Origin of the sequence: Paenibacillus sp. NPDC056933 (assembly GCF_042674385.1) — a bacterium.
Classification (GTDB): Bacteria; Bacillota; Bacilli; order Paenibacillales; family Paenibacillaceae; genus Paenibacillus.
In genome coordinates, this window is sequence record NZ_JBHUQN010000001.1 from 780,424 (window position 1) to 806,554 (window position 26,131).

The following is a 26,131-nucleotide window of genomic DNA, read 5'->3' on the forward strand; positions in this document are numbered from 1 at the left end:
ACAGCTTTGTCGGAATTCAGGAAGAAGACCGAAATGCTAAGGTTCGAGGTCACGGCTGCAGAGGGGTAATTCCGGTCCGTTCGCTGAAGAAGGTTTCACCAATCCCTTCTCTCTCTGGGCAGCACGCAAACGGAATCTTGTCTCTGGTCATCGCCAAATATGCAAAGTCGATATCACTTGAATTTATTTTAAATCGTTGAAGTCTATATCAATATATGGGAACAGGTGTTATTGAGTGTCGATTATATAGATTGAAAATGAAAAGGTCAAGCGGAATGTTTTTACACATGTTCTGATTTTCCATCCCATATTAACCGAATGACGGTACCCTCACCAGAAGTGGATTGTACTTCAATACGACCCTTCATTGCTTCAATTAAGCCTTTCGTAACCGCCATGCCGAGGCCTGATCCAACATCGGTCGTACCTGTATCCGTCCCTCGGTAATAACGCTCAAACAGCTTCCACACTGTCTCCGAGTCCATTCCTTGTCCATCATCGGCGAAATGAACACTGAACTTACCTGCCTGCTCACCAGGATGCACGCTTACAATCAGAGTCGTGTTCGGAGGATTGTGCAGCAAGGCGTTGGCAGTGAGATTATCTACAATTCGTTCAAATGACGGGATATGCACATGACCGTACACCGGGACAGCAGCTGGTCGAAACTGGATGCGTCCCTCACCGTAAGCCGGGTTGCGCTCAGCGCGCTGAACAAGATTCCGCAGCAGCGTATTTACGTCTGTTTCTTCCACAAGTGGCTGATATCCACCGCTCCGCAGCCGATAGGTCATTGCCAGGTCGTTCACCAGTCGGTCCATGTACATTGATTTGTCCAGCATAATGCTGGCAAATTCCCTCACATCTTCGGTGGACCAACTGTATTTCTCGGCTTCAAGCATGTGAGCGTAGCCCTGAATGGAGGACAGGGGGGTTTTGAGGTCATGTGTTATACCGGCGATCCATTCCTCACGCAAAGACTCGGTCTGTCTGCGAAGCTCTTCATCTTGTTTCAAGGTAGCGGATAATGCCTGGATGGAGTGAAGTACCTCAGCATATACACGATATTTGCGCTTCCACTTTCCATTTCGCCGCTGGCTGCGAGGTGTTCCGCCCACTCCTGTGGGTTCTTCATAATGTCCCTTCTCCAGTCGCTGGAGCCATTGAAGCATATGCAGCATCGGGGAACCGAAACGATTGGCATACCAGAAGGCGAGCAGGCTAATTAAAATGACAACGGCCAGGAGCAGCACAATGAGAGCTGGCGCCAAAATGAATCGATATGGGTTCTCATCTCCCGATGCAGAGGTGTCTACAGGTATGCTCATCATCCAGGTTGTACCTTTCTGTTCATCATAAAAGGTTGCAGTCGATATGCCATATCGATTGGGATAACGAATACGCAAAACCAGTTCCTGAATGTCATAGCGATCGGGAACATCCATGACCGGTTTGTTAAAGGAAGCCAGTTCCTGGCCGTAAGCATCCAAAATTTGCAGATAGGCGCTTTTGGAACGAATGGCATTCTGTTGTTTCGGCTGAAGAACAAGCTCTCCATTTGTGTAATAACTGTTATGATGGGCCTGATCAAGCAAGGATTTGGCCTGATTACGCTCACCGTACAGCAAGGTGAAATTCTGTCCATCCTTCTCCCGAATCTGTATGATGATTTGGTAGGGGAAGGGCTTTTTGGCTTCCCAATAAGCGATCAACTCACCAGCGTTGTAATGTTTTGGCACATCGGGTGGTGTATTAAAGTCGTCAATAACGAAGCCCTTCGTATCCAGAACCTGCAACCATCCCTGATTATGTTTAACCTGTTCCAACAGCTTGGGATCATAACGTACCGTGCCATCGGGCATCATTTCTGCGGTATTGATTAATTGGTCCAGTCCGCTTGTAGCGAAGTCATCCACCAGGCTTACTTCATTTATCCTTTGAACGACCCAATAGGTAGCCGCAGAACCCAACAGGATAATAAGCACAACTATACCGGCAAGCATCCCGACAAACCGGGTCATCAATTTGCGACGAATACTCATGGACGAAGCGCTTTTTCTGGCTGAATGAGCTTGTAACCCAATCCCCGGACATTCACAAGAAAGACGGGATTCGAAGGATCGGCTTCAATTCGCTCACGAATACGGTGGATATGAACCATTACGGTGTTGTCATCGCTGATCGCTTCCGAGCCCCATACCCGCTCGTACAATTCCGATTTGGTGAAAATGCGATTGGGATGCTTACAGAAGAACAACAGCAACTGATAAACAAGAGCTGGGCACGGCACCCCTTGTCCTTCCACTCGAAGTTCACCGGCGTGTTCCAAGAGTTGAAAGCGACCAAAATCATATACCCCTTCCTGCACAGCAGGAGATGACGAAGTTGCGTCAGAAGTGGGTGGATTCGCAATTGTAGTTGTGGCCATTTTGGCAGGCAAATAACGTTTTAGCAGCGATTTGATCCGGGCCACCACTTCCAGTGGATTAAAAGGTTTGGCGACATAGTCGTCGCCGCCAACGGCGAATCCGGTTAACTTGTCATAATCGGTTGTTTTTGCGGTCAGAAAAAGAATAGGTGCATCGGTCACTTGTCGCAGAAAAGGACAGATTTCCAGTCCGCTTTTACCAGGAAGCATGATGTCGAGTACGATGCAATGATAGGTTTTATTTTCGCAGGCGGTAATGGCTTCTTCTCCAGTCGTGACGGTGTCAATGTCAACAAATTGTTCTTTGAGCAAAACGGTTTTGAGCATATGTAAAATAGCTTGTTCATCATCTACTAGCAGAATGGAGACGTGATCCATGATGTGTAATGACCTCCTGGGCTTCCTTTGTGATAGTGCAATCATACCATCCATAAGAACAGTTTGGCGTGTGAGATATCTTAACGGAATCTTAATTATGAGCCAACGGAAGCTGTCACAATTTAACTACAAGTAAGGAAGGGTTAGACGAAGGATAAGATTCATTCTGTACACTTAACTGGAAAGTATAACGATCAATAGAAGGGGTGTCGAGAATGAACAGGGAAAGTCAGCTGAATTCAGAGCAAGCTTCAAATAACAAATTACAAAGCAGAAAGGGCTGGAAGCTGCTTGCAATTGCTCTCGGTGCCTGTGTGATATTGTCTGCCTGCGGTAACGATAACTCGATTACATCCGAGGAGGGGGAGAAGCAGTCAGCCGAACAGACATCCAATACCAATAAAGAGGGTGAGAGCACTTCTACGGAACAAAATTCCGGTTCAGAAGCGAGTGCAATGGTTACCCCCGACAATTTTGTTGATACCCTGATGAAAGGTTCCAAGGAAGAAATTTACCGTCAGTTTAGTCCGCAAATGAAGGAAGCGATCACATTTGAACAGTTCCAAACGACTGCAGACGAGTTTTTAGAGGGAGTAACTTCCCTGGATCAAGTGTTCGCGGCTGAAATGAACAATTTGACCGAGTTCGCCTGGAAGGATCAAACAGGAACAAAAGGGATTCAAGCCTATTTTACCGAAGCCAATCAGATTGATGGTATGTTGACCAAGCCACTGGAGAGCCATGAGGATACAGATCAAAAGTTCACCAAAACCGAATTCCATTTCCCTTTAAAGGGTGAATGGTATGTGTTCTGGGGAGGCAATGATGTGATGTCGAACTATCATTACGAGCATGAAACACAGCGCTATGCGCTGGATATCGTTCGAACCAAAGAGTCTTTCAGTTTCAACGGAGATGCCAAGGTGAATGCAAGCTACTATGCTTTTGGTGAGCCACTCTATGCTGCAGCGGATGGAACAGTTGTCGAAATCAAAAATGACATTCCAGACAACACACCAGGCGTTATGAATCCGGAAGAGCCAGCGGGGAATTATGTGATCATTGACCATGGTCAGGACGAATATAGCATTACAGCACACATAAAAAAGGGAAGTGTAGCCGTTAAAAAAGGGGATAAAGTCAAGCAGGGGGATCTTATTGGAGAGCTGGGCAACTCGGGGAACTCCAGTGAAGCGCATCTGCACTTCCAGGTATCGGACGGCCCCGATCTGTTCACAGCCCGTTCCATCAACATTCGTTGGGCGGATCAAAGCCAGCAGTTAACCCGCGGAAATACCATTCAGGCATTGCCAGAGTCATAAGTATCAGGTGCCAAGGGATCGAGCGAAACCAGGCTTCGCACAGGATAGGTTGGTTCGGGCCACCAGGTCAGCATTTATTCCAACAGAGCGTTTGGGGGATGACGACGACTTCCTTCCTCCGTTATAATACCGTCATAAGATAGATAGAATCGATCTGTATGATGGAGGAGTAGACATGAAGCTGGATAGTGTGCAGATAGAGTATGCGCGCCGTGAGGACTTGCCAAGGATTGTGGAAATCTATAATTCCACGATTGAGAGCCGGATGGTGACGGCGGATTTGGAGCCGGTGACTGTAGACCAGCGTATTCCGTGGTTTGAGGAGCATTCATCAGATCATCGCCCGCTCTGGGTGATGAGGCATGAGGGGCGGGTTGTAGCCTGGGCCAGCCTGAGTTCGTTTTATGGACGTCCTGCGTACAATGAAACGGTGGAAGTCAGCGTGTATGTGGATCAGCAATGCCGGGGAATTGGGGCTGGTGGACGTTTGCTGAACACGATTTTTGCCGCTTGTCCTGCGCTTGGAATCAAGACGATTCTGGGCTTTGTGTTTGGACATAATGAACCAAGTCTGGGATTACTGCGGAAGCATGGCTTTGAACAGTGGGGGTATTACCCTGAAGTGGCTGTGCTGGATGGTGTCAACCGGGATTTGGCGATTTTGGGCAAAAAAATATAACAAAGTATCAAAACAAATGAAAACCTCCGAATCCACAGTACGTGGATTGGAGGTTTTTTGGCCTACATTGAACAAAATGTTCCGGTGGCTTAGGTACGCGATACGCCCAGCCTTTGTTTAATATGCTGAATCTGCGCCAGATGACGTTCTTCATGATAACTTGCAAAATCAATCCACTGAGCCAGATCCATCTCACCAAAAACTGGATGAGGAAAGGACTTGCTCCGCAGCAGATCAGGATCATGATCCAGAGCAAAGTCGCTTAGTGCTTGATGAGATTCTTCCAGATCTTCGCGAACATGTGCCAGTGCTTCCGGTTCGGCAGGTGGCTGGAGATGAGTGGGGGCGCTGACAGAGTGGCTGCGATCCAGGGTAAGCTCGGCTTTTTGTCCACAGAAACGGTCTGTTCTTTCTCCAGTGCGGTGCGGCATTGCTTCACAATCAAGCTTTCCATTAAATTCAGATGACGGAGCACTTGCATGATACTCCAGCGTTCGGGTGTGGGATTGAGGTTCAATTGTTCTTCATTGAGTCCAGAGACGGCTTCCCAGATTTGACTACGTATGTCGTCATTACGAGTGAACATCGTACCATCCTCTCCTTTTTATGAGTTTTATGATGTCAGCTTGTGTATGTACAGTACCTAAAATGTGGATGTTTGATATATCATAGAGGGCATGAAAGGCGAATGTGAAAATATGTTTAATTTCCTTTGTTATAAGAAGATATAATGTGGGACTAAGGCGATTTATCAAAAACAAACCAGATTCAACTATTGGCATCGCCAAAAAAGGATTGACGCTTAGTGCTGCTGGACTCTATAATCGATAACAAGTAACTCGATATGTGAGGAGTCCTGACATGATATGTTAGTAATTGACGAGGTGTATCATCATACAGCATTGCAAATATCATCGTCCGATTTATTGTACCTTATCCAACAGCTCAAGGTCAAAAAAGAAAACGAGATCGAAACACTCAAACATAAAATCGAACAATTCGAGCAAAAAAAACGTGCGGAAGAAGTGGCATATCAATCCTTGTCTACCGTACGCAAATGGTTCGCAGGACGACCCGCATCCCATCACCAGGCGGTGGAATATATGGTTCAGGTGAAGGAACGTTTTCGCAAAATGGAGCAGATTCGACGGCGGATCCGAGAACTGGATCGCATTGCCGAACGAATCAAGCATCCGGACAGTATTGAACGGGACGAAATCGAGCTTACGCCCGAAACCATCCGGGAAATCAGACAGCTTAGGGAAACGGAGGATGTACAAGCATGACTTTGGAGACGTTAAGCTCCGGGATTGATACGGTCTGGGTCGTACTGAGTGCAGCCATGATTTTGTTGATGGAGGGCGGATTCGCCCTGCTGGAGGCTGGATTTGTACGTTATAAAAATAGCGTGAATATTATTATGAAGGTTTTTGCTGACATTACGATTGGAACATTGCTTTTCTATGCCATCGGATTTGGCTTGATGTATGGCTCCGATGCTGGAGGTTTTGTAGGGATAACGGGATTTTTCCTGAATGGTGACCTGTCTCACTTGGATGTGCCCGTATCCTTGGAAACATTCTGGCTGTTCCAGGCGGCGTTTACCATTGCTGTTATTTCCATCGTATCGGGTGCTGTGGCTGAGCGAATTAACTTTCGAGCCTATCTGCTGTACATCATATTGATGACGGCGATTATTTATCCGATTGGTGGACACTGGGCATGGGGCGGCGGCTGGCTCAGCAAGCTGGGCATGCAGGATTTCGCCGGTTCCGCTGTCATTCACGCATTGGGCGGATTCTCGGCACTCGCCGCTGCGATCATTATTGGGCCGCGGAAAGGTAAATACACGCCGCTTGGCGTGAGTGCGATCGCGCTTCCGAGTAATCTGCCGCTAGCGTCTGTAGGTGCATTTCTGCTGTGGTTCGGCTGGTTTGGCTTCAATGCAGGAAGTACGCTCAGTGCGACAGATGTAAGAATCGGTCACATAGCCATCGTTACGATGTTATCTGCAGCTTCGGGCGGTGCGGTTACGCTGCTGTACACCTTGTTCCGTTTCAATCGTTCGGATGCACCATCGGTCATTAATGGCTCGCTTGCCGGTTTGGTCGGCATTACTGCGGGTTGTGCATTCGTCGGTGATGCAGCGGCGATATTCATCGGTGCAGTATCCGGGTTGCTCATGATGGCTGCAACGAATTGGCTGGACCGCAGGCAGATTGATGATCCGGTAGGCGCGTTTCCTGTTCATGCCGTATCCGGGATGTGGGGAACGATTGCCGTAGGTTTATTTGCAACCGATGGTGGCTTGTTCACGGGAGGAGGCTGGAGGCTGCTGGGTGTTCAGGCGCTCGGACTCACGGCTCTGGTCGTCTGGGGATTTGTTATGACCTGGATCGGACTGAAGCTGATCGGCAAGATTGTTCCTGTCCGTTCCACAGAAGAAGAGGAGGATCTGGGTCTGGACATTAGTTACCATGGTGTAATGGCCGCCCACCAGTCGCATGAATTCCTGGATGGCGAGGAGCATATTCGGGCTTTCCAGGATGAGTCACCGGATCGACACCATTAAGAATGAATGGAATAGATAATAAAAGGGCTGACAGCGGATGTCAGTCTCTTTTTTCGTTAGAAGCAGGGAAAGAAGAGACAGCGGAAGAATATACAGATATGAACCTGAATATGTCTCACCAAGATGTATTGTCAGAAGGGGAGGATCTGCATGATTAAGCCTGAACAATGTGAACGTCTGACCAGAAAAGCCCGGAAAACACTTGAGGAATACGGTTTGGGTAATGCTGCCGATCTGCTGTTATCTTCAAGTCGTTGGGGAATTCGCCTTGATGTATCGACAGTGGATGAGTACCGCAGAACAGGGAATTCACGTGTTGGTGGAAATCCGGATCTGCCGGAGCAGATGAAATGGCCTGTGACACAGGATGGGGTGCCCATGACGTTCCTGGCCCAGTTGAATCTCGTAGACTTAACGCCTTATACGCCAAATGATGGGCGCGGGAGTTTGCCGGAACGGGGTATGTTATACTTTTTCATTGGTGTGGATGAACCTGCTTATCATATTGAACATCGTGTGATTTACGAGCCAGGCGCCCATAACCTGACGAGGCGGGAGCCTGGGGGCAAAACCGCGCTGCATGAGAATGATTTTGTAGCGCATTCGGTAACAGTACTGCCTAATCTTGAGTTTCCTACATATGCATATATTGATGCTCTGGCACTGAATGCACTTGTTGCCCCGCTGGCTGGTGGAACGGTAGCAGTCGAAGGGGAGGAAGGTCTATATGATCGATACCTTGAATTCGAATCCGACTGGAATCATCCAAGTACACAGAACTGGGGTGGCATGTTCGGATACCCTGACGGTCAGCATCCGGATGCAGAACATCAGGCACTGCTGCAAATCGTACTTGGTGAAGAGTATGGTTATGACAAGCAGGCATGTGAGAAAAAGCTGACTGCTCATTATGGCGGAGATGAGGAACGGACGAGGCAAGAGCTTTCAGATACGCTGCTTCTGTTGAAAATTGATACGCACGACGCCATCGGTTTTCAATGGTGGGACTGCGGGGAGCTGCAATTTTTCATTCGCAAGGCTGACTTGCTCGCGGGACGATTCGATCAAACGTATTGTTCGTTATATTCAAGTTAAGTCCGCATTGGTTATCATAGGAGCAACAAATTGTCCCAAATCCCGTCTATAAGAGGGAGGCGGGACTTTTTTGTTTGTCTTGTTGGTTTTTGGGTATAGCTGGTTTATATATAAAGGGGGATATGGGTTGAAATGAGATCATATGTTCTGTATAATGGAATAAAAAGGGGGTGTATCTGTTGATTGATTCTGCATTTAAACATATTGATAGGGCCGTGACATCATTAATTGATCTATGTGATCAACTGTCCGAACAGGATTTGGCTCTGACTCCGATTGAAGGTAAACGGCCGGTTGGAGAATTACTTTCACATTTATCTGTCATTTGTCGTGCGGATGTACATATTTCGGAGGGAGCTTCCGAAGAGGAAATGGCTTTGTTTTACGAGAAAAATCAGCCAAATACGCTGAGCGAGATCAAGGAAGCGCTGATTGCGAATCAGATGTACCTCTACCATCGGTACAGGCAGTTTAATACGGAGGAATTATTACAGGTGACGGACTCCTATTGGGGCGCATCGTACAGTCGTCTGGAGTGGCTGCTTGAGATTATGGGACATGTATATCACCACAGAGGCCAACTTCATACGATGCTGACGCTGACTGACATAGAGCCCACAGTGGCATTGTTTGAATAGAAAAAGTAGATCCATTATACGAGATTTTGCCTGAATAGGAACAAGACTTAATAAAATACATAGAGCATGTATCCGCAACAAGCAACGGTTAAACCCGGATTAGAGAGATGATACTGTACGTAATAATGGGGATTTCAAATGGAAGGACCGTAAGGATGAGCAAGTGCAGGCGAGCATGGTCATTATGGACCAGCATAATGGTGAAGTCAAAGCGATGATGGGCGGGCGATCCCCTGTGAAAGGAGGCATCAACCGGGCAACCACGGATGCAAGGCAACCCGGTTCTGCATTCAAGCCTATTATTGCATATGGACCTGCACTGGAATCTGGTCGTTTTAAGCCGGAGATTGTGCTGCCTGATCAACGTATGAAATATGGCAGCTATCAACCGAGCAATCTGGATGGCCGTTACAGAGATGGCGTCACGATGACGCAAGCCATTGAACATTCCATTAACGCTCCAGCGGTGTGGCTGCTGCATGAGACAGGGCTTGGACGCGCACATCAATTTGCAGATCGATTAGGCATTGAACTGGGCAAAGAGGATCTCAATCTGTCGATTGCTTTGGGTGGTATGCACAAAGGGGTATCTCCCCTGAAAATGGCCCAGGCCTATTCTGTGTTTCCCAATAACGGCAAACGGAATACAGCACATCTGATTCGTGAAATTACGGATTCACGCGGCCGAACGATCTATGCTTTTAAGCCAGAGAACAAGCAGGTGATCTCCGCCAGTACGGCGAATGCCATGACCAGCATGCTCCAGGATGTAGTCAGTCAGGGAACGGGTAGACGGGCACAGCTGAGCCAGCATAAGGTAGCGGGGAAGACGGGAACAACACAGGCTGCCTTACCTGGTGTAGGCAGGGAAGCCATTCGGGACTTGTGGTTTGTGGGGTATACCCATAAGTGGACGGCAGCGGTCTGGATGGGATTTGATCGTACGGATGCTGAACATTATATGAGATCGGGAAGTGGTGTGGCGGCGGATTTATTTGCGTCGGTTATGGAGCGTGCGATGCCATAAGAAGAAAGGTTTACTGTACATTAAATGAACAAGAATTCACCAGAAGACATGAGGTAGTTCTGTCTTATGGATCGTCCAGTTATCGAACAAATGGGTGCAACGTTGAAAACACTGCAGATTCATTGATGATCCTAAATCAACATGGGCTAGAAATAAGAAAGACCCGTGAAGAACAGCGTTTACACTGTCTCCAAACGGATCTTTATCGTTTTAGTGATATTATATTCGTCTGCTGTTAGGATTTTGCTCGCAACGATTCGGGTAAACGACGAATCATCTGGTTCAACACCTCGGACAATACAAGTCCGATGGCAATGGCACCGGATAACATGAGTGCCTTGGCAGCCATCTCCATGGCAGCACTGTAGTCATTTTGTACAAAATTACGCATAGCATTATACGCCAGCCCCCCCGGAACAAGCGGAATGATACCAGCAACGCTAAATATAATAACAGGCGCACGAAACATGCGGGAAAACAGCTGGCTGATGACTCCTACCGCGATGGTGGCTGCCAGTGTCGCAGGAACGGCATCCGCAGCATATTCGAGCACAATATAGATGATCCAGCCGATCATGCCGACAAATCCACCGTGAAGCAGCATTCGCCTGGGTGCGTTAAATATAATGCCGAATGCGGCCGATGCGACAAAGCTGGTCAGTGCTTGTTCAATAAAATGAAGCATAACCTGCACTCCTCCGACTTACGTAAAAAGTGAAAAAACAACAGCAATACCGGTACCAATCGCAAAAGCCGTTAAAAACGCCTCGGCTCCCTTGGATAACCCGGACACGAGATGTCCAGCCATCAGGTCACGCACAGCATTGGTAATCAGCAGCCCCGGTACCAGAGGCATGACTGAGCCAATGATGATTTTGTCCCGTTCATGACCCGCACCGATATAGACAAGCAAAAAGGCAAGCAGGCCAATGACAAATGAGGCTGTCAGCTCGGCAAAAAACTTCACCAGTACCAGTCGATGGAAGATAATGACCGCTGCATAGCCGATGCCACCGCAGAGGACCGCTGGGAGAAAGTCAATCCATCCTCCGCCAAACATTATGGTAAAGCACCCACTGGATAATGCCGCTGCAATAAGCCGCACAACCGCAGAATAAGAGGAGGGCTGTCCTTCAATTTGTTGTAACAAGGCATGTGCCTCTTCAACAGTCAGCTCACCTTGTCCAATTCGCCGGGAAACGGCATTCACTTCGGATACCTTGTGCAAATCCGTGGTTCGTTCAGAGATCCGAATCAGCTTGGCAGGCTCGGTTGCATCTACCGAGAAGAAGATGCCTGTGGGCACCACATAACTATGCGAATGGGGAAGGCCCAGCGCGGCAGCCATGCGTTTCATTGTATCTTCCACACGGTAGGTTTCACCACCGCTTTGCAGCATGATTTTGCCTGCCAATAGACAGATTGCGATCACACGGGATTGTTCAGTATGATTTGTCCCCACCAGCTCCGTCTCAGACTGAGGCACGGGTGGAGGATCATGGGGGATGTATTCCAACCGGATCAAGCTCCGTTCATATGAGATAAGGCTTGTGCCGACACCATTGTATCATATTTCACACGTTAACAAGGAAACATACCGCACGAACGACAGAACCTCATTCAGGCTGCAGAGATTGATGCATACATTCAAGCCAAAATGACGACTTAGGCACCCAAAACCAAAAAAATCTTCGTTCCCGGACCTAAGGGCCTCAGGAGCAAAGATTTATGGTTTAGGCTCGATAGAAATTAAAAACAATTACATCAACAGCGTAATGACCAACAGCTCATATAGAACGAGTGGCAGAATCGTCGGTCCAAACAAGGCGCGCGGCTCAGGATATCCATGCATCGGTGTAACCTGGAGATACAATATTCCCCGATCTGCACTGATAATGACACCTTCCCATACCTGACCATCGATATTCTGGACTTGCACTTTCTTGCCTACATGCTGTCGGGCTGTATGATGAAGCATATTCCGCACACTTTGCACGGATTGGAGCATCGGTTGATTGGCTTGGTATACAACCCGTGCGGATGGTGTGGATGTGGATTCAGACATAATGCACAACCCTTCCTCAAAATAAGTTCTTACTTCAAGGTATGCATCTGCCTACAAAAGGTGTTTACACAAATGCCATCTCAAGGCTTCCCTGCCCATTTTCATAAGCCACTTTGCCCAGTGCGCCATTCACAAAGGTTAACTGTGGCGGGATGTGGCCCAGATCCACATCATACAGTACGGGAACATCCATATCCCCCAGCGCTGAATTCAGGGCATCGGTGAAATTGAAATCTCCTGTATCCGAATACCCGGCAGGTCGGCCGAACATGAAGCCTTTAACGCCAGCAAACCAGCCAGCCTGTCTCATCTGCCACATATGACGGTAGATATCACCCGCATTCATCTCACAGCTTTCCAGATACCAGATCGTTCCTTCTTCAGCACAATATTGATCGAGGTACGCTTCAACTGGTGCATAAGGTGTACCGATCAGACAAGTGATTGTATCCATGCACCCGCCGATCAACCGACCTGAGAATGTAATTTGTGAGTCTGCTCCTTCGGGCTGCCCCAGCTGTTTCCAGTGAGAAGGGGTATCCAGATTAAACCTCGACAACTCCGGTTTCCATTCCGATTGATAGTGAGAGGAGGAAGGTTGAGTGATCTGCCCTCCCTGGCCAGTCTGTAATACATCAATCCAGCGAGCGGTCACCGGATCGAGCTCATTGGATCTTAGATCTACGTAGTTCGTACCATGTGCTGAAGCCGTTCCGGTGATCAGGGTGTAAGCGAATAAAAAGGTACTGATATCCGAATAGCCCATGACCCATTTGGGCGACAAGGTTTTCAAGGCTTCCCAATCCAGCAGGGGCAGGATATCCATGAGAAACTCTCCACCCCATGGAGGGATAATAGCCTGAATCCCCGGGTCACGGAAAAATGCATTGATTTCAGCAGCTCGGTCCTCTTTGGAGGCACTCACACATTTGCTGTTGTGACGCAGTGACGGGCTTTCCTGCACGCCAAACCCAAGGCGCTCCATATTGTGTCTGCTTTCTTCGAGGTAATGGTGCAAGGATTCGCCTACACCGCTGGACGGTGCAGCTACGCCAATAGTATTTCCCGGTGTGAGCGGTTGCGGGTAACGGATCGAACGCTTATTCATTGTGGAAACACCCTTTCCTGTGAGGATTAGTATTGCTCGTCTAAACGAATGCTTCCATTATATAGAATTGGTGCAGTAATGACAGCCTCTGTTATTCAGATTAAGGGTTCACCGGAACCTCAATGGAGAAAGGGGAACGACTATGCGCAGGATAAGAGAAGATTTCCATCGTCAGATTTCCTTTGGCGGTCGCTCCGTTTTTGACAGTTACCCACGCCTCGGAAACGCCGTTTTCGCCGGAAGGACTCCAGCCAGCTTCCTTCACATCGAATGTGTTCCCTTTACGGTCAGCGATATTGGTAAATGAAAGTCCTGAAGTGGAGTTTTGAGCGTTTGCGATGGAGAAATGCATGACAGTATCTTTGCCCTTAACCGTATACTCAAGGAGTTCCAAACCTTGAGGTCCGCCCCGTAGCTTGCTTGAAGACGGATCGATGCTGATCACCAGTTCATCCTTATCCAGTGCTGTTAGACCTGACCCTTGCAGGGTAAGCTTCTTGGGAATGGAGAAATACATGCTTTCAAAAAATACAGAGCTCCCGGAGCCTGAGATCGACGCCGAATCTGTTCGCCAGGCTCGGCCCTGTTCATCCACTAACTGTAAATCATTGATACCGAAGATTTTTTTGGTATTTCCAGAATAGTACTCGATATCTAGGACAAGGCGAGTTGGATATAATGTGGCCTGCTTCACATCAAATCGTTGTCCATCGAGTGTAACCGTTTGGTTCACAGGTACAACTTTTTTCATGTCTTTTGTTAGGCTATGGTCTACAGGAAAAGTGACCCTCCATTCCTTGCGCGTTTTCTTCTCCCGATCCTTAAATACAAAGGTCAGCTCTTTCGGTGGGGAGGACTCTGTAAAAGATACGTCAACAATATCCTCATAAACGCCATGTTCTGAAGCCGGCTTAGGAGAGGAATAGCTAAACGCAACAGGAAGCTGTTTACCCTCTCCATCAAGCAAATCAATGTCATAGTCATTCTTTTCTGAACCTTTCATGCCTTTCATGGTGTAAAAAATGACCATGCGTGATTCGTCGGTGATAACGCCTTCCACGGTCACCGAAGCCCCATCATGCTCGTCGGTCACACCCACCTTCTGCAATAGGGACTGATCGATTGCCATCATTAATCCTTTATCATGGCGAATCATGCTCACAACACCCTCCATGCCTGGGATTTGCTCCACAAAGGATGCAAAGGCAGGAGAGACACGAATACATCCCGTAAACAGCAGAATAATCGCGGCTGCCGAGATGGAACTCACGTACCACCGTAACCGGGACTTGCGCTTGCGCGTGGCCTGACGTATTCCAGCCTGTACGGCCTGGGATACTGGAGCATCCGGTACAGGCATGGCGTCGTATTCCATTTTGCAATGATTCAGTCTTTCTTCCAATCCTTCGAATGGGTTTTGTTCATCGGTCATAATGATGGATCTCCTTTCGTTTCAAGTTGATTTCGGAGTTGTCCAAGCGCCCGGTGTAATCGGGATTTTACGGTTCCGGCCGGGATTTGCAGAACATCTGCGACTTCGGTCAGGGAGAATCCCTCGAAATAACTCAGAATGATGATTTGTTTATATTCCCGGTCCAGCGCAGAGACGGCTGCGGCCAGATCGGGGTCTTCGGGCCGGTCCCAGCTGCTGGGTTCATGAATCTCGGTAACGTGGCTGAACCGGCTCTTGCGTTTACGTTCGTCCGCACAGTAGTTCAGCAGAATGCGGATCAGCCAGGTGCCGAAGTAGGATGGTTCTTTTAATTTTTTGAGTTGCCGATATGATCTATAGGTAGTCTCCTGTATCGCTTCCAGTGCATCGCTTTCGTTGTGAAGATAGGCATAAGCGATCCGGTACAGTCGGCTCTGATGCATTTCCATCAAGGCTGCAAAAGCCTCGGCATCCCCCTTTTGTGCGGCGATGGTCAGTTGAACAGGGGTCACATGGTTCCTCCTTTCATGGATGTTGGTGCGTATTAGACCGTGGAAAGGGTCAAACGGTTCTTGGTTTCTCAAAAAAATATGTATTATTATACTGAAGTTCATATGCGGACAGAAAAGATATACGTCGAAAAGTAAATAGCCACCGAGTTCCTCTTCTAACTAGAGAACAGGAGATCGGCGGCTTTTATTCATGCTATGGATGGTTCCTCATACTAAATCAAAGTATCCACACTCAATCTTTGGAATAAAGTTGCATGACGGCTTTTAGGCCAGGTACGGTAAAACTGGCTAGCGGGGAGGGGAGATCGTTCAGTGGGAACCAGCCGATTTCGCCAATGGCACCACCTTCCTCCAGATTGCGGGCAATACCGTGGATGACCCGCGCGAAATAGAGGACGGATATCCAATGTTCTTCCTGTTCCGAACGAATGGTTTCGGCCGTGCAGAGTAAACCCTCGATGGCAATCTCCAGATCGACTTCTTCCTTGATTTCCCGAATGACCGCCGTTTCCAGCGATTCGTAAGGATCGACCTTGCCTCCAGGGATACTCCAGGTGTATTGTTCCGGTTGTCGATTCCGCCAAACCAAAAGGACTTCATTGCGTTCGTTGAGGATGACGGCTCCAACACCGATGCGAGGTTGGAGAGGGATATCCGCAGTAACCTTAACTTCTGAATCGGACCACGAGGATTCTTCGGCTGCGAGCAGTCGTGAGTCTATGTTAGCTTCTGTCTGTTTATTACCTTGGACACGAGTAGACTGAAAAGCCAATGGCAGCTTGGTCTGCATTGACCATTCTTCCGCTAGAATACTCATCGAGATCAGATCATAATGCGTGCCATCCCGCAGAACGGCAGAACGCTGGCGACCTTCCTCCCGAAATCCGGCTTTTAGATATGCTCGTCTCGCAGCCTCGTTGTATTCAATCACTTCCAGCGCAATCCGATTCAGATTCAATTCATGGAATCCATAACGAATAATCAGGGCAAGAGCATCACTTCCGTATCCTTTACCACGATCTTTATCATCACCAATGCCGATGGCAAGGCGTGCAGAGCGGTTATTCCATTCAATCCGGTAGAGGGCGGTGAATCCGATGAACCGATTATCCTCCAGTGTACGCAGCGCAAATTCAAAACCGTTGTCTCTCCGAACTGCGGATGATCCCGTCTCATCCGGCGTTAGCGGCACAGCGATATCGGTATCGAGGTTACGTAAGTAATCATAACTGTCGGTGAACCGGGAGAGCCGCATACAGTCTTCCGGGCAAGGGGCCGCCAGCCGGACTTTGGAGCCATGAAAAACATTTAAGTTACGTGGAGTCATGTTGCACCTCTTTTATTCTATTCGATATGAAATCGATCATTTTATCCCATTATACTACGAAAGGGGAGGATACCGAAAAAGGACATAACCAGGGGAATTGATCCTCCTAATGAGGAAAAGAAAAGCGACGCTAAATACGGTTAATATAGATCATCAGAATATTTCCGAATATTAGACAAAACAAAAAGCAGCCATAGGCTGCTCTAACATCCATTATTTCAAACCCTGCAACAGGTTTTTCATTTTCTTGTAATGTCCGCTCACCCGATCAACCATGTAATTATATAATAGCTGGTTTTCCGAAAGATTCGCCATTTCCATATCAATGTCAACATTATTGCCATTATTGTTCATGGCCGTTTCATTGTTCTCGACAATCCGGTAGGGGACTACGGAAGAAGCAGGATTACTGACCGGAAAATGCTTCGGATGAGTCCGGTGCATGTCCAAATTCTCTGTTTTACCATTCTCAATGATACGTCTAAGCTCTTCCTCAAACTCCACCGATTTCTTTTTGTAATTGGGCGTGTCTGCATTGGCAATGTTTTCAGTGGTGACCTTGTGCTGCACGTTCAGCACTTGTAAGAGAGATTCGTTACGTCTGGAAGTGTTCGTTTCGATCACGGCTCAGTCTCCTTCACTGGAAATGCAATTGCTTTCATCATAAAAAAATAAGATGCAGTCTGTCAACTTAGGCAAAAGAAAAGGACAAGCGCACATGTCGGAGGTTTCCGTTAAGAAACTCTGCCTTCATGATCTCTTATCCTTGTTGCAGTTCCTGTGAATCGATCCTTATGAAGGACGACTTATATTTTTGCCATAATATATCTCGTCCATCTCCAGCTTCAGCCACTCCGTAATTTCCTGCTGCTCGGCCTTGCTTAGCTTATTCTTGGTGTACCCAAACAGATAATTATCAAGATCGAATTCCCTCAGCTTGCATTTGGTATGGAAAATGTTCTCCTGATAGACGTTCACGTCAATCATGTCAAAGCTGCTCTTGACCTCATCCGGAATGTAATTCTGAATGGAGCCGATCTCATGATCAATGAACAGCTTGCGTCCGCTCGTATCGCGTGTAAATCCACGAACCCGGTAATCTATCGTCATAATATCCGTATCAAACGAGTGAATCAGATAGTTCAGTGCCTTTAGTGGCGAGATTTCGCCGCAGGTCGAGACGTCAATATCTGCCCGGAACGTACTGATGCCTTCGCTCGGATGGAATTCGGGATACGTATGGACGGTAATATGACTTTTATCGAGCTGCATGACGATATTATCGGGCAGGGGACCAGGCGATTCGTCAAAGGATTCCTCAGGAATTTCCACAATGGGCCCTTCCGAAACAAGCATCGTCACACTTGACCCTTGAGGCACATAATCCTGCTGAGCAACATTCAGGACGTGGGCCCCGATGATGTCGGACACATTTCTCAGAATTTTGCTCAGTCGGTCCGCATTATACTGTTCATCAATATATTCAATGTAAGCTTGGCGTTCATCTTTGGTTTTCGTATAACAGATATCGTACATATTGAAACTCAGCGACTTGGTCAGGTTGTTGAATCCGTGCAGCTGAATGCGCTGTTCTGGCGTTAATGTCATGGTTCCAGTTCCCCTTTGTCCCATACGACATGGTAATCGCAGTAATAATACTACTTATACCCAACCTGCTGCAAAAAAAAACATATGTATCAATTCCTGCACGACTTCGCCACTACAATAAAAGTGCATGGATGTGTACATCATCAGTACGTCATGCGAAAGTTGAACCGTCATCCCTCAGAATGAAGAATCTCCGTAATCCATTACATCGTTCATCCGTTCATCCTCGGCAACCGATTGGATATCCTCTGATGTGACGCTGATGATCGTGTAGTCTTCGTTGAGCTGTTTTTTCACGGCCTTTTCCTTGATAAAACGGGGACTGCCTTCCCCGGCATCTTCATCATAGACGAGCAGAAGGCCATCGCTTTTGCGCAGCAGCAAGTCATCCCGCGCAGTGAATTGCCACGGGCCGATATACGGCTGGCGACTAATGGCCCCATAATAGTCTACACCTTGCAGGATGGAGCGGTAATACTCCTGTTTGTCTTCCTTCCATTGTTCCTCCGGATTCTGAAAAGCGGTAATGATCGACAGCTTCAGATCCGGAAACGTCTCCTTCAGCTCAAGTACCACTTCGCATGCCCAGAGGTCCACGCCGTATTGGCCTGGCGTCAGCACCCACTCCAGCCCGTCTTCAACCAGAGGCGTAAGACGGGAGGAGATCGCTTTTTTGATGAAAGGAATTCCCTCGTGCTTCTGTCCGAAAATCTGTAATTCATGTGCCCGGTAACCGGTAATCAGCAAGTTTTTCAGCAGTGGTTCCTCCTTTCAGGCATGGCCAAACATTCGGCCAGTTCTGGCACCGAGGCTTGTCCTGTCCAGAATGGCTACAATCGCTGAGTTGGCAATGCCCGGTAGCTGAATCATCCCGTTAGTTCACTGGAGGGGCATCCGCGCGGAACGGATAGAGGAACTGCTTCGGAATATCCGTCTCAAATCTCATCAGTTCACCTGTCGTTGGATGGATGAACGAGAGTACACGTGCATGCAGTCCGAGGCGTCCCAGTGTTTTGGTGCGAGCACCATACTTCTTGTCTCCTGCGATGGGATGGCCCAGATCTTCCATATGCACACGAATCTGGTTTTTGCGTCCCGTTTCCAGACGGACTTCCAGCAGGGAGAACTCGCGGTTCGACTGCAGGCGTTTGTAGTGTGTAATCGCGTGCTGTCCATCATTCGGGCGAGAACTGGAATACATCTTCAGTGTTTTGGTTTCTTTCAGCCAGGAGGAGATGGTACCCTCTTCCTTCGCAACGGCACCTTCCACAAGGGCAACATACACACGTTCCTGTACATTCTCTTTCCAGTTGTCCTGCAGCTTTTGCTGCACTTCTTCACTCTTGGCGAACATCATGACACCCGAAGTGTCACGGTCCAGGCGATGGACAATAAATATCCGGTTCAGCGCGTTGGTACGGCGAACATGCTCGGTCAGCTGGCGATAAGCGGTAAGATCATCACTTTTGTCAGCGGCAATGGATAGCAGTCCGGCTTCCTTGCGAATGACAATGATATCATCGTCTTCATGCAAAATGTTAATCCCCGTCAAGGAAGGAGCGGCGACGGCGCCTTCTCTGCTGATCGTTACGATCTGCCCTGGCGTCAGCTCGAGATTAAACTTGGTCACCACTTTCTGATCGACGGATACCTGCCCGCGACCGAGAATGGATTTGACCGCATTCCTTCCGGACTTCAGATGTTTCAGCAAGAAGTTGAGCAGCTCATCCGGTTCGGTTACTTTGTACGGGCGCGGTGGTTCTTGCTTACGATAATAGGAATTGCCCGAGCGTTTGGCTGCTTTGGGTTTGGAAGCTCCGGATTTCTTGGGCACGGCCGAGGTTTTGGCGGCTGCTGGCTTCTTCGCCGTTCCTGTATTGCGTGATGCGGAAGGTCCTGATGATTTGGCGGAAGTAAAAGTGGACCGCCCGGACCGCGCTGTGGATGAACCTGTAGATGCTTTCCCCTTGGCCGATGTATTGCCTGTTGGGCGTTTGCGTTTATTCATAAATAGTGATCTCCTTCTGAACAGCCTGTACCGCTTGTGTGCATACGATCCGTTCATTTCGTTATGCAGTTCAATATACCATTAACCGGGGGCAAATAAAAATAGGTGGATGGAATCTGTTACCCATCCAGTCCAAAGAGAGCCGAGATTCATAGAATACCGTATCCCATAGCATTGGAGGTGTAACTCATGGGTGTGTTTCTCGATATGAGAACTTCGATGAATTCGGGAACCGTAGGACAACCCGGTTTGTCTCTGGGTCCATCCCCGGAATTGTTTGGCTCCATTGGTCTGCAGACCCTTGGTGTTCCGAATCCAATTATCACCTTAAATGGCACGGTTGGTGTGACCGGAGAGCTGGGAGATACATTTGTTGTTGAGCTTGTACGGGGTAGCGTTTACGATCCGTTCTTTGTGATTTATCGCGCGGAAGGTACGGTAGGTCAGAACGGTGGCGCTGAATTTCATTCGTTCACTGCACAGGATCTGTCCGCACCGCCTGCGCTGGAAAGTGTGTATTCTTCGTTTATTTCCGGCGTGTCCACATCGGTACGGACTGGACCTGAGATGTTCTATGGTATTGCAGCCTCTAGGTAGTTTCTATGAACAGAAGGTTCAACAGGAAGAGTATTATCGTATGGCATCTTATGATGAGCAGAGCTTGCTATAATCCTGCCAGAAGCCGTCCTGAGAGGATGAGGCATCAATCTTGTTGGCGCTAACAAGACTCATGTCTTGCCGAAGAAAAGAAAACACAAAATAATCCCGGACTCCTTGCAGCCGGGATTATTTGTGTTTAAGCAGTTCATTTTACCCTTAGTTGGCGCGTCCTTTCAAAATGATGTTGTTGGCTTTGCCGAAGTCGATGGCGACTTTGCCCGCGAGTGCCGCTGTGCGCTCGGCAAGTACAACTGCGTTCACTCCGCAGGAGAAGAGAGCTACATCGAAGGTATCCCGATTTGTCTGAATCCATTGCAGTGTTTCTTCCATCTGGTCCCAGCTGTCGAAGGGCAAGGCAGCTGTAATATCCAGATGGTACGGTTCCTGAACAAGCACCGTTCGCAACTGCTCAATCTCCCGGGTAACGAGCAGCACCCGCTTGCCTGCAAGCATATTCCAGAAACGGGGCATTTGCGCGAGTTCTCGATTGATACAGGCATGGCAAGTCAGTGCCGGAGAGATCCCGAAATGCGCGAACACGATGTCGGTCAGTTGTCTTTTGAGATGCTCCGGGGCTTTGATCGTGCTGTCCCCGTGAGGAAGAACACCTACGATATCTGCCCGTTGCAAGGAAGCGGCGACCTCATCCCGAAGCTGCAGGTTGGGTAGGCGAAGTCCCTTTTGTCCCAGATTGGCCTTGATGGCCCAACGCTCCTTCAGAACCTGTTCCGTGGTCCAGACCGTTTCCTGGGACATGACGATATTCTCCCCATCGCCCACACGAACCAGAGAGAAGGGACGCTTCTCCTCCACCGCGGTTTCAAGTTGATCCAGCACACTATCCATTTCAAGATAGATTGAATTCATTGTGGTATAGGGCCCCCTTTGAAAATTCAATTGCTCTATTCTATGTTGCGGCTCCGGCAACGTATTGTGTGTTCGACCCGCAGGGCTCATCTTTGGTTGTATTTCAATCTACTTCCGGGACCGACAAGTGATGGTCGGCTTATGTAAAAGCTGATTTGTGGAGGAACCCGTGCAAATGTCCGGACCGATTCTATTATTTTTTCATACGTTATAGAGTCAGCTGGATTGAAGAGAGCTTCTGTATAGCAGTCTCGGGCAGACGGAGGCATTTTTTGTGTGGAAAGGGCTGTAAAGACTATGAAAATTGTCTGACTGAATTGAAAGAAGATCACAGAAGAATGAGGAGGAAGGGTATGTCCAGAAAAGTGGTTATTGAGATTAACTTCAACAATTACGGAATGGACCCGCAGCGGTTGACAAGAGATTGGCTGGAGCGGCGAATGAGTATTTTCCGTACATTCACCCTTCATTGCCTTAAGGCGCAGACGAATCAGGATTTCCTGACCGTGGTGAAGCTGTCCAAGGAATCGGGGGAGTTGATGCAGGAGATTTTGGCTGAACAGGAGCCGATGCCTGCCAATATTCGTTTTGGAACAAATATCGAAAGTGTGCGCGCCATTCTGGCTTTTGCTAAGGGAGCAGAGGATATCTATATAGCCCGACTGGATTCGGATGATCTATATCACAAGACGTTTGTTCAGCAGCTCTATGATGTGCAGCCACAGCCCGGAACGATGGCACTCATCAACCAGAATGGATACCTGTGGGACAGCTTGAATCATGAAATGGCTCCAGCGTTTCACCGTTCCCCGCAATTCTATGTCTACCTATATAAAACGGCTGAGTACGCTGCGGGATACCGGGTGAAGCTGCCAGGCAGGGGAACACATGGCAATGTCATCGATCTGCCGCACGAGCTGCTGGCTCCGCGCAATTACGTGAATGTTGTGCATTCCAACAATACGTCTGTCAAAAAAGTACCGCCCAAAGATCGGTTGAGCCGAGAAGAGATGGCTGAGGTACTACGAGAATTCATGATCTGAACAGGGAGGGATTCACCTATGATTCAAGGACAAACGATTCTAATTACCGGAGGAACAGGCTCATGGGGACAAAAACTGACGGAGGTACTGCTGGAGCAGAATCCGGCCGAGATTCGGATTCTCTCGCGTAATGAGTACGCCCAGATTGCGATGCAGCGCGATTTCGGTCATGATGCACGATTGCGTTTTGTCATTGGAGACATTCGTGATTATCGGGCGGTGGAGGAAGCCTGTCGCGGGGTGGATGTTCTCTTTCATCTGGCTGCACTGAAACACGTTCCGGTATGCGAGGATCAGCCGGATGAAGCGTTCAAGACCAACGTCATTGGAACGCAGAACATCATTCGAGCAGCCATTCGCATGCAGGTGGCGAAAGTCATTGACGTATCCACCGACAAGGCGGTAGATCCGATTAACGTATACGGTATGACCAAGGCTTTGGGGGAAAAGATGATGATTCGTGCCAATGGGCTGAGCGAGTCCACACGATTTGTCTGTATTCGCGGGGGGAATGTGCTCGGAACCAGCGGCAGTGTTGTTCCATTGTTCCGCCGTCAGATTGATGAAGGTAAGAGCCTAACGATTACGGACAAAGGCATGACCCGCTTTTTCCTGACGCGTACGGAGGCGATTCATTTGTTGCTGAAGGCGGCTGAGGCTGCGGTGGGCGGTGAGACATTTGTCATGAAAATGAAGGCTTGCAAGATGACCGATCTGGCTTCGGTTATGCTGGAGCAGGCAGGTCGGCCAGCTCACGATTATAAAGTAACCGGGATTCGTCCGGGTGAAAAATTGCATGAAGTACTCATTTCTCCATTCGAAGCACCACGTACCTACAAGGTTGACGAACAATATTATGTGATTTTGCCGCAGGAACCGGACAAGCGCCTGACAGGTCCATATAGCAGCCTGCCTCGTGTGACCTTTACCGAGTATCGTTCGGACAGCGCGATGATGAACCGTTCCGCGATTGCCCAATTTTTACGTGCAGGCGGCTTTATCCATTAATAGAAGGGAGGCGGACCGTTTGGAGGTGGAAGGAATGGAAGAGGACAGCAAGCATGACGACGTTACGAAGATCAATCAGGGAAATGCCAAACTTCAAAACATAAACAACCGCTCCCTCAACGCCGCCGTTATTGGTCTCGGGTATGTCGGGTTGCCGATGGCAGTGGAGATGGCTCAGGCTGGGTATCAGGTGCAAGGGATTGATATCGATGGGGCGAAGGTGGCTAAGCTGCGTGCAGGAAAATCGTATGTGATTGGCATTGAGGATAAGGTGGTGCAATCTCTTGCTCAGGCTGGGTTGTTCATGGCGGGGACGGATTATGCAGCAGTGGCGCAGGCTGATGTCATTGTCATCTGTGTGCCTACGCCTTTGACCCCGGAGCATCAGCCGGACATTTCTTTTATCGCTGCAGCGGTGGATGGCATAACGCCTTATCTTCGGGAGGACTGCCTTGTCATATTGGAGAGTACTACGTATCCCGGCACCACCGAGGAGCGCGTAAAGCAGCCGATTGAGGATGCGAAAGGGTGGAAAGTAGGGCAGCAGTTCCATGTCTGTTATTCTCCAGAACGGGTAGACCCCGGAAGTGTGCATTACGGCGTGAAAAATACACCGAAGATCATTGGCGGCTCCACGCCAGCCTGTCTGTCCTATGGAAAAGCATTCTACGGGTCATTCTTGAACGAGATCGTTCCGGTCAGTTCAACGACAGTCGCGGAGACGGCAAAGTTGTTCGAAAATACGTTTCGCAGCGTGAACATCGCGCTCGTGAACGAACTGACACCTGCCTGTGAGCAAATGGGTGTGAACATCTGGGAGGTGCTGGACGCGGCGGCGACCAAGCCCTTTGGTTATATGCCGTTCTATCCGGGTCCGGGCATTGGAGGACATTGTATTCCAATTGACCCGATCTATCTGTCCTGGGCCGCTGGCCGTCAGGGATCGGAGCTGCAATTCATTACACTTGCGGATACGACCAATCGGCAAATGCCGGAAAGAGTGGTGAAGCGTGCCGCTGAGCTGCTTGAACAGAATGGCTCTACGATGCAGGAAGCCCGAATTGTACTGGCAGGTATGGCGTACAAAAAAGATATCGACGATCTGCGTGAATCTCCAGCGCTGGATGTCTTTAGGTTACTTAGTGAAGCAGGTGCAGACGTCTGCTTCACCGACCCGATGGTGCCTGTGTTCCGCAAGGAGGATGGCATGGTTATCCAGGCTCAACCAGCCTCACCCGAATTATGGGCAGGAGCTGATCTGGTCATGATTACGACGGATCATACAGGCTTCGATTATCAGGAGATGGCGGATCATGCCAAGCTCGTCTTCGACACACGCAATGCGACGGCCGGATGTGTCGGTGGAAATATCGTAGTGCTCGGACAGCCGATCCGGTCGGGTGTAAACGTGATGCAAAACGTGAAGGAAGTACATGAAATGCAAGTTCACAAAAACATGCGAGTGGATCAGACGGAGGCTGGGGATAAGCAGGAACTGACAGATTATATTGAGGCAGACCGTGAACCTCACCTCAAACACTCGCACGAAGATTCTGGAGGCAGCCATGGCGAATCATGATCGGGTAAACGAGCGTTATTATGGCGAGATTAATTCGGAAGAATCACATGAGGCCACACGTACCCGCATTCACTGGATGTGCAGGGAAGCAACTGGCAAGCGGATTCTGGATGTTGGGTGCAGCCAGGGCGTCACCTCCATTTTGCTGGCACGGGAAGGATTTCGGGTGACCGGCATTGATCTGGAAGAAGAGAGCATACAATACGCGCGAGAGGAACTGGCGAAGGAGTCCAGACCCGTTCGGAATAATGTGGATTTTCGTCTGCTGGATATTACGCAATGGAAAACGAGAACGGCCTTTGATACCGTACTGCTGGGCGAAGTGCTGGAGCATTTTGCCCATCCGGAGACGTTATTGCTGCAGATTCACAGACTGCTGCATGAGGAGGGAACTCTGGTTGTGACCGTACCATATGGCTATCATCCCTTTTACGATCACAAGCAGACGTTCTATGCCGGGAATCTGGCAATGTGTCTGATGCCGTATTTTGAAGTATTGAAGCTGGAAGTTCATCATAAATATCTATGTTGCGTGGCACGCAAGAGACGGAAAACGCAGCTGCATATGTCACCAACCCTGAACCAACTGACGGAATGGATGGAGCTGGATCACTTACATTTTGCCGCCGTGGAGAAGAATCACCTTCGCCTGATGAATCAGCGCAAGAAAGCGTTGGATAATGCGGTGGAACAGGTTAAACGTCTGCGACGTCAGGAGAACGGAGAAGGGTAACGGGGAAGCATAACAGATGGTAGCTGGATGAAGTTGAAACAT

Annotated in this window: 28 protein-coding genes and 1 pseudogene; 12 read left to right on the plus strand and 17 right to left on the minus strand. The window is 48.8% G+C overall.

The genetic code is table 11. The features are described 5' to 3' along the window. Nucleotides 1–281: 281 nt before the first annotated feature. Nucleotides 282–2,042, minus strand: a complete 1,761-nt coding sequence (locus ACFTRD_RS03390) for a sensor histidine kinase (protein WP_379377735.1) — start codon at nucleotides 2,040–2,042, stop codon at nucleotides 282–284. After that, nucleotides 2,039–2,806: a response regulator transcription factor gene (locus ACFTRD_RS03395; protein ID WP_379377736.1), complete on the minus strand. Its 768-nt coding sequence runs from the start codon at nucleotides 2,804–2,806 to the stop codon at nucleotides 2,039–2,041. The genes ACFTRD_RS03390 and ACFTRD_RS03395 overlap by 4 nt, the downstream gene beginning before the upstream one ends. 215 nt (nucleotides 2,807–3,021) lie before the next feature. On the opposite strand from ACFTRD_RS03395, the gene ACFTRD_RS03400 reads away from it, so the two are divergent. Both ACFTRD_RS03400 and ACFTRD_RS03405 read left to right on the plus strand, forming a co-directional pair. Further along, complete coding sequence (locus ACFTRD_RS03400) at nucleotides 3,022–4,128, plus strand: M23 family metallopeptidase (protein ID WP_379377737.1); 1,107 nt, start codon at nucleotides 3,022–3,024, stop codon at nucleotides 4,126–4,128. Between the two features lie 175 nt (nucleotides 4,129–4,303). Then, on the plus strand, nucleotides 4,304–4,807 hold the full coding sequence (locus ACFTRD_RS03405) for a GNAT family N-acetyltransferase (RefSeq protein ID WP_379377738.1): 504 nt from the start codon (nucleotides 4,304–4,306) through the stop codon (nucleotides 4,805–4,807). Nucleotides 4,808–4,896: 89 nt separating this feature from the next. Here ACFTRD_RS03405 and ACFTRD_RS03410 read toward each other — a convergent pair whose 3' ends face one another. Continuing rightward, nucleotides 4,897–5,178 carry a DinB family protein gene (locus ACFTRD_RS03410; protein ID WP_379381156.1) on the minus strand — a complete coding sequence of 94 codons (282 nt, stop codon included), beginning with the start codon at nucleotides 5,176–5,178 and terminating at the stop codon, nucleotides 4,897–4,899. Further along, on the minus strand, nucleotides 5,070–5,393 hold the full coding sequence (locus ACFTRD_RS03415; protein WP_379377739.1) for a DinB family protein: 324 nt from the start codon (nucleotides 5,391–5,393) through the stop codon (nucleotides 5,070–5,072). Before ACFTRD_RS03415 ends, ACFTRD_RS03410 begins: the two co-directional genes overlap by 109 nt. Nucleotides 5,394–5,673: 280 nt before the next feature. Here ACFTRD_RS03415 and ACFTRD_RS03420 point away from each other — a divergent pair, with 280 nt between their 5' ends. From ACFTRD_RS03420 to ACFTRD_RS03440, 5 genes are all read left to right on the plus strand, one after another. Further along, nucleotides 5,674–6,093, plus strand: a complete 420-nt coding sequence (locus ACFTRD_RS03420; protein ID WP_379377740.1) for a hypothetical protein — start codon at nucleotides 5,674–5,676, stop codon at nucleotides 6,091–6,093. Continuing rightward, the gene (locus ACFTRD_RS03425) at nucleotides 6,090–7,379 is read left to right on the plus strand and encodes an ammonium transporter (protein WP_379377741.1); all 1,290 of its coding nucleotides are present in this window, start codon (nucleotides 6,090–6,092) and stop codon (nucleotides 7,377–7,379) included. Before ACFTRD_RS03420 ends, ACFTRD_RS03425 begins: the two co-directional genes overlap by 4 nt. Nucleotides 7,380–7,529: 150 nt before the next feature. Beyond that, the gene (locus tag ACFTRD_RS03430) at nucleotides 7,530–8,474 is read left to right on the plus strand and encodes a YwqG family protein (RefSeq protein ID WP_379377742.1); all 945 of its coding nucleotides are present in this window, start codon (nucleotides 7,530–7,532) and stop codon (nucleotides 8,472–8,474) included. A gap of 170 nt (nucleotides 8,475–8,644) precedes the next feature. After that, nucleotides 8,645–9,112 carry a DinB family protein gene (locus ACFTRD_RS03435; RefSeq protein WP_379377743.1) on the plus strand — a complete coding sequence of 156 codons (468 nt, stop codon included), beginning with the start codon at nucleotides 8,645–8,647 and terminating at the stop codon, nucleotides 9,110–9,112. A 163-nt stretch (nucleotides 9,113–9,275) separates the two neighbouring features. Continuing rightward, entirely contained in the window at nucleotides 9,276–10,139 is an 864-nt protein-coding gene (locus tag ACFTRD_RS03440) for a transglycosylase domain-containing protein (protein WP_379377744.1), read from the plus strand. Nucleotides 10,140–10,374: 235 nt separating this feature from the next. On the opposite strand, the gene ACFTRD_RS03445 is transcribed toward ACFTRD_RS03440, so the two are convergent. The 12 genes and pseudogenes from ACFTRD_RS03445 to ACFTRD_RS03500 form a co-directional block, all read right to left on the minus strand. After that, nucleotides 10,375–10,824, minus strand: coding sequence for a threonine/serine exporter family protein (locus ACFTRD_RS03445; protein ID WP_379377745.1), 450 nt, complete (start codon nucleotides 10,822–10,824; stop codon nucleotides 10,375–10,377). 18 nt (nucleotides 10,825–10,842) lie between these two features. Then, nucleotides 10,843–11,538 carry a threonine/serine exporter family protein gene (locus ACFTRD_RS03450; protein ID WP_379381158.1) on the minus strand — a complete coding sequence of 232 codons (696 nt, stop codon included), beginning with the start codon at nucleotides 11,536–11,538 and terminating at the stop codon, nucleotides 10,843–10,845. Nucleotides 11,539–11,898: 360 nt separating this feature from the next. Next, on the minus strand, nucleotides 11,899–12,204 hold the full coding sequence (locus tag ACFTRD_RS03455; RefSeq protein ID WP_076291774.1) for a hypothetical protein: 306 nt from the start codon (nucleotides 12,202–12,204) through the stop codon (nucleotides 11,899–11,901). A 64-nt stretch (nucleotides 12,205–12,268) separates the two neighbouring features. After that, on the minus strand, nucleotides 12,269–13,312 hold the full coding sequence (locus tag ACFTRD_RS03460) for a S66 family peptidase (protein WP_379377746.1): 1,044 nt from the start codon (nucleotides 13,310–13,312) through the stop codon (nucleotides 12,269–12,271). A gap of 100 nt (nucleotides 13,313–13,412) precedes the next feature. Then, entirely contained in the window at nucleotides 13,413–14,744 is a 1,332-nt protein-coding gene (locus ACFTRD_RS03465) for a DUF4179 domain-containing protein (RefSeq protein ID WP_379377747.1), read from the minus strand. Continuing rightward, complete coding sequence (locus tag ACFTRD_RS03470; protein ID WP_379377748.1) at nucleotides 14,741–15,256, minus strand: sigma-70 family RNA polymerase sigma factor; 516 nt, start codon at nucleotides 15,254–15,256, stop codon at nucleotides 14,741–14,743. The genes ACFTRD_RS03465 and ACFTRD_RS03470 overlap by 4 nt, the downstream gene beginning before the upstream one ends. A gap of 232 nt (nucleotides 15,257–15,488) precedes the next feature. Continuing rightward, nucleotides 15,489–15,890 (minus strand): NUDIX domain-containing protein, encoded by a 402-nt coding sequence (locus ACFTRD_RS03475; protein WP_379381160.1) that lies wholly within the window; start codon nucleotides 15,888–15,890, stop codon nucleotides 15,489–15,491. 201 nt (nucleotides 15,891–16,091) lie between these two features. Continuing rightward, nucleotides 16,092–16,583, minus strand: a pseudogene (locus ACFTRD_RS03480) (GNAT family N-acetyltransferase); the annotation flags it as partial. Between the two features lie 213 nt (nucleotides 16,584–16,796). Next, the gene (gene flgB, locus ACFTRD_RS03485) at nucleotides 16,797–17,207 is read right to left on the minus strand and encodes a flagellar basal body rod protein FlgB (RefSeq protein ID WP_379377749.1); all 411 of its coding nucleotides are present in this window, start codon (nucleotides 17,205–17,207) and stop codon (nucleotides 16,797–16,799) included. Between the two features lie 168 nt (nucleotides 17,208–17,375). Beyond that, nucleotides 17,376–18,191 (minus strand): adenosylmethionine decarboxylase, encoded by an 816-nt coding sequence (speD, locus tag ACFTRD_RS03490; RefSeq protein ID WP_379377750.1) that lies wholly within the window; start codon nucleotides 18,189–18,191, stop codon nucleotides 17,376–17,378. A 177-nt stretch (nucleotides 18,192–18,368) separates the two neighbouring features. Continuing rightward, a complete protein-coding gene (locus tag ACFTRD_RS03495; RefSeq protein WP_192273260.1) occupies nucleotides 18,369–18,947 on the minus strand; it encodes an SLOG family protein in 579 nt (192 codons plus the stop codon). A 118-nt stretch (nucleotides 18,948–19,065) separates the two neighbouring features. After that, nucleotides 19,066–20,199 carry an RluA family pseudouridine synthase gene (locus ACFTRD_RS03500; RefSeq protein ID WP_379377751.1) on the minus strand — a complete coding sequence of 378 codons (1,134 nt, stop codon included), beginning with the start codon at nucleotides 20,197–20,199 and terminating at the stop codon, nucleotides 19,066–19,068. A 189-nt stretch (nucleotides 20,200–20,388) separates the two neighbouring features. Here ACFTRD_RS03500 and ACFTRD_RS03505 point away from each other — a divergent pair, with 189 nt between their 5' ends. Further along, entirely contained in the window at nucleotides 20,389–20,796 is a 408-nt protein-coding gene (locus tag ACFTRD_RS03505; RefSeq protein ID WP_379377752.1) for a hypothetical protein, read from the plus strand. 219 nt (nucleotides 20,797–21,015) lie between these two features. Here ACFTRD_RS03505 and ACFTRD_RS03510 read toward each other — a convergent pair whose 3' ends face one another. Further along, nucleotides 21,016–21,726: a GT-D fold domain-containing glycosyltransferase gene (locus ACFTRD_RS03510; protein WP_379377753.1), complete on the minus strand. Its 711-nt coding sequence runs from the start codon at nucleotides 21,724–21,726 to the stop codon at nucleotides 21,016–21,018. A 353-nt stretch (nucleotides 21,727–22,079) separates the two neighbouring features. Here ACFTRD_RS03510 and ACFTRD_RS03515 point away from each other — a divergent pair, with 353 nt between their 5' ends. From ACFTRD_RS03515 to ACFTRD_RS03530, 4 genes are read left to right on the plus strand one after another with little or no spacing between them, the layout of a single operon-like run. Continuing rightward, nucleotides 22,080–22,769 carry a glycosyltransferase gene (locus ACFTRD_RS03515; RefSeq protein ID WP_379377754.1) on the plus strand — a complete coding sequence of 230 codons (690 nt, stop codon included), beginning with the start codon at nucleotides 22,080–22,082 and terminating at the stop codon, nucleotides 22,767–22,769. An 18-nt stretch (nucleotides 22,770–22,787) separates the two neighbouring features. Further along, entirely contained in the window at nucleotides 22,788–23,777 is a 990-nt protein-coding gene (locus tag ACFTRD_RS03520) for a polysaccharide biosynthesis protein (protein ID WP_379377755.1), read from the plus strand. Nucleotides 23,778–23,802: 25 nt separating this feature from the next. Continuing rightward, nucleotides 23,803–25,356 carry a nucleotide sugar dehydrogenase gene (locus ACFTRD_RS03525; protein ID WP_379381162.1) on the plus strand — a complete coding sequence of 518 codons (1,554 nt, stop codon included), beginning with the start codon at nucleotides 23,803–23,805 and terminating at the stop codon, nucleotides 25,354–25,356. Then, on the plus strand, nucleotides 25,343–26,089 hold the full coding sequence (locus ACFTRD_RS03530) for a class I SAM-dependent methyltransferase (protein ID WP_379377756.1): 747 nt from the start codon (nucleotides 25,343–25,345) through the stop codon (nucleotides 26,087–26,089). Before ACFTRD_RS03525 ends, ACFTRD_RS03530 begins: the two co-directional genes overlap by 14 nt. The last annotated feature ends 42 nt before the right edge of the window (nucleotides 26,090–26,131 follow it).